The sequence below is a fragment of the Proteiniphilum acetatigenes DSM 18083 genome, assembly GCF_000380985.1.
Taxonomy (GTDB): Bacteria; Bacteroidota; Bacteroidia; order Bacteroidales; family Dysgonomonadaceae; genus Proteiniphilum; species Proteiniphilum acetatigenes.
This window is the reverse complement of the sequence record NZ_KB905693.1, coordinates 148,002-162,594: the sequence shown is the minus strand read 5'-3', so window position 1 is coordinate 162,594 and position 14,593 is coordinate 148,002. Positions and strand designations below refer to the sequence as shown.

Annotated in this window: 8 protein-coding genes; all 8 read left to right on the top strand. The window is 45.4% G+C overall.

Features of this window, described 5'->3' with window-relative positions; translation table 11 throughout:
- The first annotated feature begins 3 nt into the window (after positions 1 to 3).
- The 8 genes from F597_RS0102725 to F597_RS0102690 all read left to right on the top strand — a co-directional run bounded on the left by F597_RS0102725 (position 4) and on the right by F597_RS0102690 (position 14,447).
- A complete protein-coding gene (locus F597_RS0102725) occupies positions 4 to 3,042 on the top strand; it encodes a GH116 family glycosyl hydrolase (protein ID WP_019538175.1) in 3,039 nt (1,012 codons plus the stop codon).
- A gap of 64 nt (positions 3,043 to 3,106) precedes the next feature.
- Positions 3,107 to 4,273: a glycoside hydrolase family 172 protein gene (locus tag F597_RS0102720; RefSeq protein ID WP_019538174.1), complete on the top strand. Its 1,167-nt coding sequence runs from the start codon at positions 3,107 to 3,109 to the stop codon at positions 4,271 to 4,273.
- A 55-nt stretch (positions 4,274 to 4,328) separates the two neighbouring features.
- Positions 4,329 to 6,275 carry a glycoside hydrolase family 172 protein gene (locus F597_RS0102715; protein WP_019538173.1) on the top strand — a complete coding sequence of 649 codons (1,947 nt, stop codon included), beginning with the start codon at positions 4,329 to 4,331 and terminating at the stop codon, positions 6,273 to 6,275.
- Positions 6,276 to 6,465: 190 nt separating this feature from the next.
- Positions 6,466 to 8,568 (top strand): glycoside hydrolase family protein, encoded by a 2,103-nt coding sequence (locus tag F597_RS0102710; protein ID WP_245541979.1) that lies wholly within the window; start codon positions 6,466 to 6,468, stop codon positions 8,566 to 8,568.
- Between the two features lie 100 nt (positions 8,569 to 8,668).
- Positions 8,669 to 9,922 carry a DUF6786 family protein gene (locus F597_RS0102705; protein WP_044060020.1) on the top strand — a complete coding sequence of 418 codons (1,254 nt, stop codon included), beginning with the start codon at positions 8,669 to 8,671 and terminating at the stop codon, positions 9,920 to 9,922.
- Positions 9,923 to 9,997: 75 nt separating this feature from the next.
- Entirely contained in the window at positions 9,998 to 11,446 is a 1,449-nt protein-coding gene (gene fucP / locus F597_RS0102700) for an L-fucose:H+ symporter permease (protein WP_019538170.1), read from the top strand.
- On the top strand, positions 11,447 to 13,075 hold the full coding sequence (locus F597_RS0102695) for a ribulokinase (RefSeq protein WP_019538169.1): 1,629 nt from the start codon (positions 11,447 to 11,449) through the stop codon (positions 13,073 to 13,075).
- 355 nt (positions 13,076 to 13,430) lie between these two features.
- Positions 13,431 to 14,447 (top strand): LacI family DNA-binding transcriptional regulator, encoded by a 1,017-nt coding sequence (locus F597_RS0102690; protein WP_019538168.1) that lies wholly within the window; start codon positions 13,431 to 13,433, stop codon positions 14,445 to 14,447.
- Positions 14,448 to 14,593: the final 146 nt, after the last annotated feature.

Genomic DNA, 14,593 nt, shown 5'->3' with positions numbered 1-14,593 from the left:
AAAATGAATAATAATCGCAGGACATTCCTAAAAAAAATTGGCTTGGGCACTATTGCCGCGTCAAATATTCCCGGCTTTGCATCGGCTGAAAGTTTATTGAGATCAAATAACCCTGAAAAATTGAATTTTCAGCTTGAAAGAACCGAGAGAAGCTATAACGGAGAATACAGGAATGAGTACTTAAGTAAAGTGGCTTTTCCGATTGGAGGCATAGGTGCCGGTATGTTCTGCCTGGAGGGAACCGGAGCGATTTCTCACCTATCGGTTAACCATCGCCCGGAGATCTACAATACGCCCTATGCTTTTGCAGCTATCAGTATTAAAGGGATAAAAAACGGAGCGAAAGTGCTGGAATCAACTGTTCCTACCTGGAAACTGTTTGGCCCTCGCGGAAGTGGAAATGGTTTGGGTAACCGGAATTACGGGTTACCGAGGTTTGAGAAAGGTTTGTTCAGAGCCAGATTCCCTTTTGGAATAATAGATTTAGAAGATAAAGATATTCCACTGGATGTAAAAATTACCGGCTGGAGTCCCTTTATTCCTACTGATGAGGATAATTCAAGCCTTCCGGTAGGTGTACTGGAATATTCCTTTAAAAACAGATCCAATGAGGTGATTGAAGCCGTCTTCTCGTACAATGCCCGTAATTTTATTGATGAGGGAGGGTATATATCCGGACAGAAAAATGGCTTCAGAATGACCAAAGCCGGTACAGACGGCAACAATGGAATTGGAGGATTTGCTGTTTATCTGGACGATAATAATGCTGTGACCGATCATTGCTGGTTCAGGGGTGGATGGTTTGATTCGCAGACGATCCTTTGGGATAACATCAGGGGTGCAAAGATTATTGGTAATGCTCCCATTGAAGGAGTTTCTCCGGGAGCTTCTGTCTATCTGCCGGTAAATTTGAAACCGGGTGAAGAAAAAACAGTGAAAGTCAATTTCTGTTGGTATCTTCCTAAATCGGATCTTTCTATAGGACAAAGAATTGTTACCGGACCGGCATTTACCGGTAAAACAACAAAGCAACCGGTAAAGGGTCAGCAAAAAGTGTCGGGTTATATAGGGCAGGGCTTGTTGAACTCTTTTGATCCGAATGGGGATGGACAAGTGGGAACTTTGCTCTCTCCTGAGTTTACCATCAGCAAAAGATACCTCAAATTTTTAGTGGGAGGTGGGAATCAAAAGGGAAAAACATCTGTCAACCTGTGGATAAATGACCGGATCGTGGAGACCGCGGTGGGAAACAATACAGAACAATTAACAGAAGTAATCTGGGATTTGAAAAAATATGCGGGAAAAATTGCCCGGTTGAAAATCATTGATCTTGATACATTCCCATGGGGACATATTCTCGCCGACCAGTTTGTTTTAACCGACCGTCATGATGAGATACTCTCCTCCCCTTCCTCCGGAGCAATTGTGCTGGCTGATTTTGAAGGTGATTATTCAGAAGGATGGGAAATTATAGAATCCGAGGAAGTGGGTGTTGTAACTCCCGGGAATTCTTATTATCGTCCCTGGTATGCAACCCGATTTGAGAATCTGGACAGTGTAATCGGATATTGGAACGAGAACTGTACAACGTTGAAAAAATACTCCGAATTATTCAGTAAATCTTTTTACGACTCCACCCTCCCCCCTGAAGTGCTGGAAGCAGTGGCTGCCAATTTAACTATACTAAAATCACCCACCGTTTTGCGTGTGTCTGACGGGAGGCTTTGGGCATGGGAAGGGTGTAACGACGATTCGGGATGTTGTCACGGAAGTTGTACGCATGTATGGAATTATGCGCAGGCTATTCCTCATCTTTTTCCTGCTTTGGAACGGACATTGCGTGAGACGGAATTTAAGGTGAGCCAGAATGAAGAAGGGCATCAGAATTTCAGGACCAATATCCCCATTACCCCTACTGAACATAATTTTCATGCGGCGGCAGACGGTCAATTGGGAGGAATCATGAAAGTCTACCGGGATTGGAGGATAAGTGGAGATACGGAATGGATGAAATCGTTGTATCCATATGTAAAGAAGAGCCTTGATTATTGTATCCGTACGTGGGATCCGAAGGGGAAAGGATGTCTCGAGGAGCCGCATCATAATACTTATGATATTGAATTTTGGGGACCTGATGGAATGTGCACCAGTTTTTATCTGGGTGCACTCACGGCTTTTATTGAAATGAGCAAAGCGCTCAGGAAACCATATAATGAGTATCACTCTTTATTGACTGCGGGCAAAAAGTATATTGAAAACGACCTCTTTGATGGTGAATATTTTATTCAGAAAATTCAGTGGGAAGGCTTGGAGGCCCCCAATCCGGTAAATGTACAATCTTTCGGTGGTGCGTATTCTGAAGAGGCCATTGCTTTGTTACAAAAAGAGGGGCCTAAATATCAATATGGTACCGGTTGCCTTTCGGATGGGATCTTGGGAATGTGGATGGCCTCCGTCTGCGGACTTCCGGAAATAATAGATAATGAAATGGTTACCAGTCACCTGAAGGCAGTCCATAAATACAATCTGAAAACAACGTTACTCGATCATTACAATCCGCAACGACCGACGTATGCTTGTGGTGAAGACGGAGGATTATTACTCTGCTCATGGCCGAAAGGAGGAGCATTATCTCTACCGTTTGTTTATAGTAACGAAGTTTGGACCGGGATTGAATACCAGGTGGCAAGCCATCTGATGCTGAAAGGAGAGATAGAAAAAGGTCTGGAAATAGTGCGCGTCTGCCGTGACAGGTACGACGGTTCTGTAAGAAATCCTTTTAATGAATATGAATGCGGTCATTGGTATGCCAGGGCAATGGCAAGTTATGCCATGATACAAGCGCTGACGGGAATCAGATACGATACAGTAGATAAAATACTGTATATTGATTCAAAAATAGGTGATTTTACCGGTTTTATCAGTACCGGTACAGGCTTTGGCACACTCTCATTAAAAAATGGAAAACCCCGGCTGGAAGTGTTATTTGGTTCGATGGATGTTAAAAAATATAATATCTTTGGGAAAGAAATTAATCCATAAATAATAAATTCGGAAAATTCAAAACAGTTTCTAAGAATATCAATAAATTTTTAATTTGTTTATTATGCGTTTAAAAACAACTTTCTTTTTTCTTTTTTGTATTGCATTCACGACAACCGTTTTTTCCCAAAATCGTGATTTCAATGGTCTGGATATGAATATGGGTAACCTATATCGGCTATCCAACGCGGAAACACGTTCTATCAGTCCGGAAAATTTTACCGGCGAGAAAGGGAAAGGGGGAATGGCTATCCCGGATCCCAACGCGCCCCGCAATACGGCGAATGCTACAAATCCTGCACGTGATCTGGGACAGGGCTGGAAAGTGAATCCGTTTGTGACGATCAATCCGGGTGAAACGTTCACCATGGCCGAAATTGAAGGGCCGGGTGCTATTCAGCATATCTGGATGACGCCGACAGGCAACTGGCGTTTTTCCATTATACGTATCTACTGGGATGATGAAACGGAACCGTCAGTAGAGTCACCTGTGGGTGATTTCTTCGGCATGGGGTGGAATGAATATGCCCATCTGAATTCCCTGCCTGTAACCGTCAATCCGGGTAGTGCATTCAATTGTTATTGGGTAATGCCGTTCCGCAAAAAATGCAGGATCACCATGACTAATATCAATGATGAACAGCCGATGAACCTCTATTATCAGATCGATTATACGCTGACCGATGTGCCCGACGATGCTGCTTATTTCCATGCACAATTCCGCCGCACAAAAGTGAATGAAACCTCCGATTATACCATTATCGACGGAATAAAGGGAGAAGGGCACTATGTAGGTGTCTATATGGCCTGGCAGGTGAATAACAATGGCTGGTGGGGCGAAGGAGAAATCAAATTCTTCATGGATGGAGACAAGCAATTCCCTACCATCATAGGAACCGGAACTGAGGATTATTTCTGCGGATCGTATAATTTCGACCGGCATGGGAAATACGTTACTTTTACAACACCTTATGCCGGATTGGTACAGGTATTGCCTCCCGATATTACCTACAGGTCGGGCCAACGATTCGGAATGTATCGCTGGCATGTGATGGATCCTATACGGTTTAAGAAAGACCTGAGAATCACCATTCAGGATCTGGGTTGGCGGCATGGACACCGTTATCTGCCACAGAAATCGGATATCTCGTCTACTACTTTCTGGTATCAGAAAGAGCCTCATGCTCCGTTTCCCAAGTTTCCTTCCTGGCAGGAATTGGAAGTGAATTAACCCTATGCTCTGAATGATAGAATCGATACAGGAATAACTAAAATATAATGAAAGAATGATGAAGAGAATAGGATTGAAGACATTATTACTCATTTTTACGTTTTTATTATCTCTCTTTCAGATGAACGGGCAAAACCAAACTTACCGGTGGAACGATGAGGTGGAGCTTCTGAAAAGAGTGGATCGGTTGCCTGCATATCGGCATAATCAATTGATAGAACAGGAGTCGAGTTACGACCGGACAGGAGGAAACGACGACGGATTTAGTGGTAACTATTCTTTCATTCGTAAGGAGAAGGAGGGATTGGTGCTGGCCGAATTCGAAGGGGCGGGTGTGGTCAACCGTATATGGACTCCTACACCTACAGAAGACACATTGTTGTTTTACTTCGATGGAGAACGGGTCCCACGCCTGAAGATTCGTTTTATGGATCTTTTTTCGGGAAAGGTCTATCCTTTCGTAAAACCGGTTTGTGGTAACGAAATAGGAGGGTATTACAGCTATATCCCTATTCCATTCGCAAAATCATTAAAGATCGTGTTCCAGGGAGAGCGGATCATGTTCCATCAAATTCAATACCGGATGCTACCCGGAATGAATGTGGAAAGCTGGACCGGGAATTTCTCCGCTTCCGACAAAGAATTGTTGGCAGAGGTGAGTGACGTATGGGCTGATATATCACCTACAGTAAACCGCTATGCAACCGGTTTATCGTCCAATGTCCGTACCGAAGAAAAAACATTTACTATTGAACCGGGAGAAGAGGTAGCTTTCTTTGAGAAAACAACCCCGGGCCGTATTGTCGGTTTTGAGATTGACGGTGGAACTGCATTTGAAGGGATTTATAAAGATATCATCCTTTCCGCAAAGTGGGATGATGAACAGGTAGAAGCCATCTATGCCCCCCTGGCTGATTTTTTCGGTTATGCCTACGGAAAACCGGCTATGCGAAGTATCGTGATGGGACGGCAGCAAACTTCCAACTACTGTTACCTGCCCATGCCTTTCGATAGATCGGCTTCCATGAAACTCATCTATGAGAAAAGGGAAGGAGTACAGCAAAACGCTGTACCGGTGAATGTGAAAGTGTATTATAACGACAACGGACGAAATCTCAATGAGGAAGGGAAACTCTATACCGTTTGGAGAAGAGAAAAACCTGAATCGGGTCAGTTCTATACTTTTATGGAAACCAAAGGAAAAGGTCATTATGTGGGGACCATCCATCAGGCACAGGGTTTGCGACCGGGTATGACTCTTTTCTTCGAGGGAGATGATACCACATATGTGGATGGAAAAATGCGTCTGCATGGTACCGGTTCGGAAGATTATTATAACGGAGGGTGGTATGCGCTGCTCGACCGGTGGGACAGGGGAATCAGCATGCCGATACACGGTTCGCTTGATTATTCCCTGCCGATGGGACGTACCGGAGGCTACCGTTTTTTCTTTTCGGATAAGATGTCTTTCGGGAAAGAAATCTATCACGGTATGGAACATGGAGAGGTAGGCAATAATTTTCCCGTAGATTATACGTCTGTTGCATTCTTTTACGCGGCACAACCGTTGAAAGAACGGATGGAACCGACCGCGGATTTAAGGGAGGTCTACTTTCCTGAAAAGCATATCTATTTCCCGCAGCTGATGGAGATTACCCTCGACAGGGGAATACAGGCTATTTTAGACAGAGGGTTGATGCTTACCTCCTTTGGACAGGGTATGGTCAGGGTGATGCTTACGGATGTACCTGAAGGGAAATACAGGGTATTGGTTAACTACCACGAAAAGCCGACCGGCGCTGATTTCCAGGTATGGCAACGTCAGAACCGCCTTTCGGACTGGATATCGACTAAAGCCGGGAAAGAAACTTTCCGGGAGAATGTTCATGTGGGGGATATACAACTCACGCCCCAGACAAATTCCGTCACTTTTCATGTGAGAAATAACGGGAAAGCCGATCAGTTCGAACTGAATCAGATCATACTCGAAAGAATAAATTGATTTGATGATTCACTGATTTGATGATGTGGTGATTTTGATGATCCCGGCAAGTCGGGATAACTTTTCCCGATTTTTTGGGAAGTAGTGGTGATTTTGATGATTTGAAACGAGCATGATAATCATTATCACACAAGATCATGACTAAAAGCGAGTTCCATATGACACCATTGAAAATAAATATTTTAGTCATATGAAAAATATGATAAAGAGGCTTATTTATACAGTGTTGGGTACGGTTATGATTTTCTCTTCCGTGGTGCAGGCACAGGATGCCAGGGTAGGGAGCCAATCTTTGCCGATGGAGCTGAAGCTGCCCCGTTCATTGGAGAAAGCTGTTCGAAAAATCCAATATGACCTGTTGGGGAGTGAAAAGGGGACCAGCCGGATCGAGGTGGTGGACGAGAATTGCCTCCACATACAGTTCAACTTCTCTCCCGGCCAGACTGTTCACCAGGATGACTGGCAGGTGATTGTCACTCCCGGGTTTACCCCGTCTTTCCATTGGGCGCCCCACCTTACACCTACCGGCAGCCATATTATCGACCAGCATGTATTCCGTTCTCCGGCACTGATCGTCGCCGATGACCGGCAGGTGATTACCCTGATCCCCGATCTTGATATTATGAAAAAGGGAACTCCGGTAAGATGGTATCTCGATCTCGATGCTGAAAATAATCGCCTGGTATTGGGGATGAGTAACAGCAGGGTCGACGATCATGTCCTGTTTGTCCGTGAACCGGGTGCTGAGTATCCGGCAGGAGAAGTGGAGATCGGATTTTTCCTGATGGTGCATAGTGACGAAGCGTCACTAAAAAACCCTTTCAGGAGGCCACTCGATTTCCTCTGGAATCGTTGGGGGCATGATCTTTATCAGGCCGGGAATCCGGTAGATGCCGATTTGGAACGATATGTGGAGCACACCTATAACTGGGCTTTCAACAGTTGGGCGGATAACGTATGGCAGGAGTTCGAACTGGACGGTAAGAAGGTCGGTTCACCGGTTTTTATCGTGAATGTCACGCAGAGCCCCAATTATCCAGGAGAAGTCAATGAACGGGAATTCCGTTCGGTATGGAATCAGGCCTGGTTTAGTTCCCTGCGTTCTGCCGGCGGATTGTACCGGTATGCCAGAAGGACCGGCAACACAGCCTTGATGGAAAAGGCGCTGCTTACCAAAGAGTTGGCTCTCTCTTTTCCACAGGTTGAAGGTTTCTTTTACGGCTTGATCGGCACAGAGATGCATGAAGTGGAGATCGAGGGGAGAAAATATAACCGTAGTAAGGGATGGGATGCCTGCTACTGGGGAAATTCAAACCGGAATCCTTATACCTGGAATGCTGCCGAATCACCATTCCATATTCTCGATATGAGCTGGACCGCGTTGCTCATGCTTCGTTGGTATGATGAACTGGAAAAGGATGAACGATTACTTCGTTACGCGGAACAATACGCCGGATCATTGCTCGGTATCCAGTCGGAGAATGGTTTTTTCCCGGGATGGCTCGACCTGCGCACGCTGCAACCGATGACTCACCTGAATGGATCGCCTGAGACCTCTATGTCGGCGACCTTTCTTTTGAAACTCTATGAGCTGACCGGAAAACAGGAATACAAAGAGGCAGGTCTCAAAGCCATCGATGCGGTAATCCGGGACATCATTCCCTCGGGAAGATGGGAGGATTTCGAGACCTACTGGTCCTGTTCGCGGTATGGAGCAGATCACCTTGTCGGGAAAAAAGTCGTCAGAAATAATATGTACAAACAGAATAATTTCTCCATGTTCTGGACGGCCGAAGCACTGTTCGAATGTTACCGGATGACCGGCGACCGGCGATATCTGGAACAGGGGCGGCGTACCCTCGATGAATTGCTGATGACACAGGCTTCGTGGCAGCCGCCCTACATGTATGTGAATGTGCTTGGCGGTTTCGGGGTATTGAATGCCGATGCCGAATGGAACGACTCCCGCCAGAGCCTTTTCTCCGAGTTGATCCTGCAATACGGGAAACTTTTGGACAGTGATGAGTACAATGAGAGAGGGTGGGCTGCGCTGAAAGCATCGTTTGTAATGATGTATAGTCCCCTGAATCCTGTCACCAAAGCACAATGGGAGAAAGTGTATCCCTTCTTCGGAGAGGAAGATTACGGCTTTATGATGGAAAATTACGGCCATGGAGGGCGTACCAGCCCCGAAGGTGAAGGAATGGGAGAATTTACAATATACGATTGGGGAAACGGTGCTGCTGCGGAAGCCTATAACCGTATTCTCGATAAATTCGGAAAAATCAAGTGAAATTATTAAATAATCGACGCGGCCAATTACGAAGTAACCGATATTGTCAATAAAATGTCTTGGTTCCTGATTCTTGGCTCTTGTGTCTAATTTTTATCTTATGCAACTAAAACAAATCTATCGCAGTGTACTGCCTGCCATAATCGGGGGTGCAATTTTACTCTCCTGTACAGGCAACGGGAAAACATCAGGAAATATGGAAAAGGAATATGAAAAGGGGACTTTCGGATATGATCTTAACTATCTGTCCGAAAAAGATGAGGGATTGATCGTACTGAAGTCGGAAGATGAAAAGGCACAAATAATCCTGTCGGCGAAGTATCAGGGAAAAGTATTTACTTCTACGGCTAATGGACCGGAAGGTAATAGTCACGGATTTGTAAATTACAACTTCTTCGATGCGGGTATAGTAGATGAACATATGAACGGCTTCGGCGGAGAAGATCGTTTCTGGCTCGGCCCGGAAGGGGGGAAGTATTCCATATTTTTTGAGCCGGGGAAAGAGCAGGTATATGATAACTGGCATACTCCCAAAGCCATCGATATCGAAGAGTGGGAGGTAAGCCGTGTGACTCCCAAAGAGGCTGTTTTTGTCAAGGAGATGGAACAGAAGAACTACTTGGGGAGTCTCCTGAATATTGCGATAGAACGGAAAGTTGTATTGCTTTCCCCCAGTGAAATAACGGGTAAATTGCAGGTTGAAATCCCTGAAGGAGTGAATGGGGTGGCCTATGAAACAACCAACAAAATTGTCAATGGCAATGATTTCGAATGGACCCCGGAGACCGGTACGGTCTGTATATGGATGCTCGATATGTTCAATCCGTCCGAAGCTGCCGTAACTGTGATCCCTTATAATACCGGTGACGGGAAGGAGCTGGGTAAGGTGGTGACATCCGATTATTTCGGTGAAATTCCTGCGGACCGCCTGGTTGACGATAATGGTATCCTCTATTTTAAAACCGATGGAAAATCAAGAGGCAAACTGGGAATGAATGCCAAACGCACCAGGTCGATCGCGGGAAATTATGATCCGCTTGCAAAGCGATTGACTATCGTGACATTTGATACTGAACCGGATGCAACCTATTTGAATCAGGAATGGAATCCTGACAGGAATCCGCTTGTAGGAGATGCGTTGAATGCTTATAACGACGGTCCGTTGGAAGACGGAAGCATTATGGGCCCCTTCCTGGAGCTGGAAAGTTGCTCGCCCGCTGCATTCCTGAAACCGGGAGAGTCGCTGTCGCACAAACACAACGTATTCCATTTCACAGGAGATGAGGCAAGCCTTTCTCCTATAGCTGAGAAATTATTAGGGGTAAACCTTGAAAAGGTTAGGACAATATTTTAAATCGGATTGGTTTCCTATCTTCTTAACTTCTTGACTTCTTAATTTCATAACATCAGACTTCTTAGTAATAAAAATATGAACACAAATAATGTAGAAAAGCACCGATTGATCCCTCCCGGGATCCTGCTCCCTTTTATTCTTCTTACTTCGCTCTTCTTTATCTGGGCGGTACCCAACAATATGACCGACACCATGCTGGCAGCGTTCAAGCGCATCATGAGCCTGACCGATACGCAAACAGCATGGATCCAGGTAGTTTGCTATCTTCTCGGTTACGGTTGTTTCGCACTTCCCGGAGCAATTTTTATCAAGAGACGCACTTTCAAATCAGGAGTATTGTTAGGACTCTCGCTTTGTATAACGGGATCGATGCTCTTTTATCCGGCTATGCTGGTAAATGATATCAGTTCGCCGTTGAGTTTTGCTACCTATCTTTTCGGCATCTTCGTGCTGTTTGCCGGTTTATCTGTACTTGAAACGTCAGCCAATGCGTATGTTTATTCACTCGGGGATCCGAGGACAGCTACCCGCCGGTTGAACTTCTCTCAGTCGTTCAATCCGTTTGGTGCATTGACCGGTGTGCTGGCCAGCCAGATATTTGTCTTATCTCAGTTGAATACCATGACGGCCGGCGAAAGGGCTGTCCTGAGCGGCTCAGAACTGGTTGCCATTCAACGGGGTGAACTGAATGCCGTCACCATGGCCTATCTGATCCTGGGGGCAGTGATGCTGGTACTGTTACTGCTGATCATATTCACCAAAATGCCGAAAGCACAGGATGACGATAAGAGTTTGGACCTGAAAGCGACATGGAGCCGGCTAAAAAAGAATAAGAATTACGTCTGGGGAGTATTGGCACAGTTTTTCTATGTGGGTGCGCAGATCGCAGTCTGGTCGTTCATCATCCGTTACGCCATGCAGCAACTCGATTTGGATGCAGTGATCGCCGGTCTGGGTGCAAATCCTTCGCAGGAAGCAATTATCGGGGCGTTGCGCGGTGTAGAGCCGGTGGCAGGTGGTTTTTATGCACTTTGTGAAGCGATCGGACTGGATGCACTCTTACCACGTACAGCCGAGCAGGCGGGCGCCACTTACTATATCATGTCGCTTATTCTCTTTGTGCTTGGACGCTTTATCTGCACCTGGCTGATGAAATATACCCGGCCGGTGAACATATTGTCGGGATTGGGTATTCTGGCGGTGATATGTTCACTTTTGACGATTTACGGAGAAGGATTTGTGGGAGTATATGCCTTGATGGGTATCTCGGGTTGTATGTCCGCTATGTTCCCCACCATTTACGGGCTTGGCATGAGAGGACTGGGAGATGATACCAAGATTGCCGGTTCTGGCATGGTGATGGCGATTGCCGGTGCGGCACTACTGACACAGATGCAGGGTATCCTCTCCGATCAGGCGGGAAGTATTAAATTCGCCTACTGGGTACCTGCCGTCGCATTTATTATTATTACTTATTATAGTTTTACGATTGCACGCAGCAAGAAGCTGGGTAACGGAAAATAGATGGATATGGAAAAGTTAGTCATAGGAATTGATTATGGTACCGATTCATGTCGTGCGGTAGCTTTAGACGCCGTATCCGGAAAAGAACTGGCGACTGCGATCTCCGGTTATGTCCGCTGGAAAAAAGGATTATATTGTGATCCTTCTGCCAACCGGTACCGGCAGCATCCGCAGGATTATATTGATTCGCTTGTGGAGGTGATTCACGATTTACTGGCACAATTATCTCCTGATGAAGCGAAAAATATTGTTGCTCTTGGAATTGACACGACGGGGAGCACACCCTGCCTGACGGACCGTGACGGCACACCGTTGGCATTGCTGCCTGAATATGCCGACGATCCCGATGCAATGTTTATTCTCTGGAAAGATCATACTTCTATCCGGGAGGCAGATGAAATCAATGCCCTGGCCCGTAAATGGGAGACCGATTTTACGTCCCGCTCCGGAGGGATCTACTCTTCAGAGTGGTTCTGGGCAAAAGCGCTGCACGTACTTCGTGCAAATAAAAAAATAAGGGAGAAAGCCTGTTCCATTATTGAGCATTGCGACTGGATGCCGGCATTATTGACGGGAAATCTGCGGCCTGAACAGGTGAAGCGTAGCCGTTGTGCTGCGGGACACAAAGGGATGTGGGCGTCAGCATGGGGCGGTTATCCGTCGCAAGAGTTCCTTTCCGCACTTGACCCCCTGTTCGGGGGATTTGCCGCCCGTCTGGAGAACAAAACTTACACAAGCGATGTCTCCGCCGGCAAACTGACCGAAGAATGGGCAGAGCGGCTCGGATTGCCTGAGGGGATAGATGTTGCGGTTGGCATCCTGGATGCGCATGCCGGAGCTATTGGTGCGGGGATCACAGCGCACACGATGGTGAAAATTGTCGGTACCTCTACCTGCGATATTGTGGTTACCCCGAAAGAGGATATCGCAGATAAACTGATCCCCGGGATCAGCGGTCAGGTAGACGGGTCGGTTATTCCCGGCCTGATAGGTCTCGAGGCAGGACAATCTGCTTTTGGCGATGTATATGCCTGGTGGAAGGAGATACTTTCCTGGTCGTTGAACCTGCTCCCGGAAGAGCAAAAGAGAGAAATAACAGCGCAGATATTGTCGAAGCTGACCGAAGAGGCGGAAAAACTGCCGGTAACTGAGTCGGATCCGGTGGCGACCGACTGGTTGAACGGACGACGTACCCCCTTTGCCGACCTCACATTGAAGGGAGGCATTGCCGGTATCACTTTGGCTACTACCCCTGCGCAGATCTTCAAAAGCCTGGTGGAAGCCACAGCTTTCGGCTCCCGTGCTATTATGGAGCATCTTGAGAACGAGGGTGTACAGGTGAATGAGGTGATTGGAGTGGGAGGTATTTCATTGAAATCACCCTATGTGATGCAGACACTCTCCGATATCATGGGCGTACCTATTAAAGTGGCGGCTACACAACAGGCAGGAGCATTGGGCGCGGCGATGTGCGCCGGGATTGCGTCAGGCCTGTTCCCAACCATTGAAAAAGCCCAGGAAGCTTTTGCTCAGGGTTATAAAACGGTATATATTCCCAGGGGAGAAAACCGGAAGACATATAACGTGTTGTATGGAAAATATTGTCATCTTGGAGGAAAGATAAATTAAGCGGGTAATTGCTATCCAAATAAAAAAACCAGGATTGTCTGTCCAGTTTGGGCAGGTGGTCCTGGTTTTAATTTTCAATTGTTTTCTTGATTTTCTATAAAACATCTATGTATCACAAAATTACAGTGTAAAATATATCTTTTTTTGTAATAAATACACCCCTGAAATGAATAAATTATGTATCAAAACCAAATATAAATCAGAATATCTTGTAACAATCCAGGGTTTGTACTGTGTTGAAGCAAACATAATTTGTACCAGACGTAAAAATATGTTGTAAAACATATAAATTTATTTTGCTAAAACGATTTAATGAAACTATTTTTGTATTTCATTCTTATTCTTTCACCTGCAAATGGAAAAAAAGATATCGATAAAAGATATTGCGAAAATGGTAGGTGTCTCGCCCGCCCTTGTTTCAATGGTATTGAATGGCAAGGCTGAACAGTACAGGATCGGGGAGGAAGTCGCCAGGCGGGTTGTTGAGACTGCGAAGGAGATGCATTATGCGCCAAATCTTGTCGCAAAAAATTTACGGTCCGGAAAAACTCAATTGGTAGGTTTGATCGTTACCGATATTTCCAATCCCTTTTATTCGGCAATCGCAAGAATTGTAGAAGATAGGGCCAGCGAATTGAATTACACCGTGTTAATCAGTAGTACGGATGAAAATCTGAAAAATACAGAAAGATTGGTGGATGTGCTGCTCAACAAAGGAGTAGAAGGATTGATACTGGTGCCATGCGATGGTTCGATGAAGCTTATCCAAAGACTTTATGACAGCCATTTCCCTACAGTGTTGCTGGACAGATATTTTCCGGATATAGATTTGAGTTCATCCTGTTTGGATAATTACAGGGCAACGGAACTAGCCACGGAGCATCTGCTCGGACAAGGATATAAAAATATCGCGTTGATCGCTTATAATACGGAAATGCATCATATTTTAGATCGTATTTCGGGATATGAGGACACGATGAAAAATGCGGGACTAAGTGCTTATGTGCATGTCAGGAAGGTAAATATTCTGAATCCGAAACCGGATATCAGAGTAGCATTGGAAGAATTGATCCACAGGGAGCATGTGGATGCCGTTATGTTTTTAACCAATATGCTTGCCACCAATGGATTGTACTGCTTGAATGAAATGAATGTGAAAATACCGGAGGATGTTGCCGTAGTGGGTTTTAATGGAAATGATGCATTTAATCTCTTTTATTCACCCATAACCTATATCAGGCAACCGATCGAGCAAATTGCAAAAGGATCAATCGATATATTGATTAAACGCATTAAGAAAAATAATTATAAATCAAAACTATTTTTGGAACCGGAGTTGGTGATCCAGCAGTCATCTCAAAGGCACCCGTAGAAAATACAAATTGGAATAATTATGATGGGCAGTTATTATATATCTCAAAGCTAAAACGATTTAGCGAGATTGAATAAAAAGAGAAAACAAAGAAGAGAGTCTCTTGGGCAGGGTAAATAAAGAGGAATAAACTAAATAAATAGTTT

Coding starts and splice junctions, on each gene's coding strand:
- F597_RS0102695 (WP_019538169.1), top strand. CDS start 11,447: ATGGATATGGAAAAGTTAGTCATAGGAATTGATTATGGTACCGATTCA.
- F597_RS0102705 (WP_044060020.1), top strand. CDS start 8,669: ATGCAACTAAAACAAATCTATCGCAGTGTACTGCCTGCCATAATCGGG.
- F597_RS0102715 (WP_019538173.1), top strand. CDS start 4,329: ATGATGAAGAGAATAGGATTGAAGACATTATTACTCATTTTTACGTTT.
- F597_RS0102720 (WP_019538174.1), top strand. CDS start 3,107: ATGCGTTTAAAAACAACTTTCTTTTTTCTTTTTTGTATTGCATTCACG.
- fucP (WP_019538170.1), top strand. CDS start 9,998: ATGAACACAAATAATGTAGAAAAGCACCGATTGATCCCTCCCGGGATC.
- F597_RS0102710 (WP_245541979.1), top strand. CDS start 6,466: ATGAAAAATATGATAAAGAGGCTTATTTATACAGTGTTGGGTACGGTT.
- F597_RS0102690 (WP_019538168.1), top strand. CDS start 13,431: ATGGAAAAAAAGATATCGATAAAAGATATTGCGAAAATGGTAGGTGTC.
- F597_RS0102725 (WP_019538175.1), top strand. CDS start 4: ATGAATAATAATCGCAGGACATTCCTAAAAAAAATTGGCTTGGGCACT.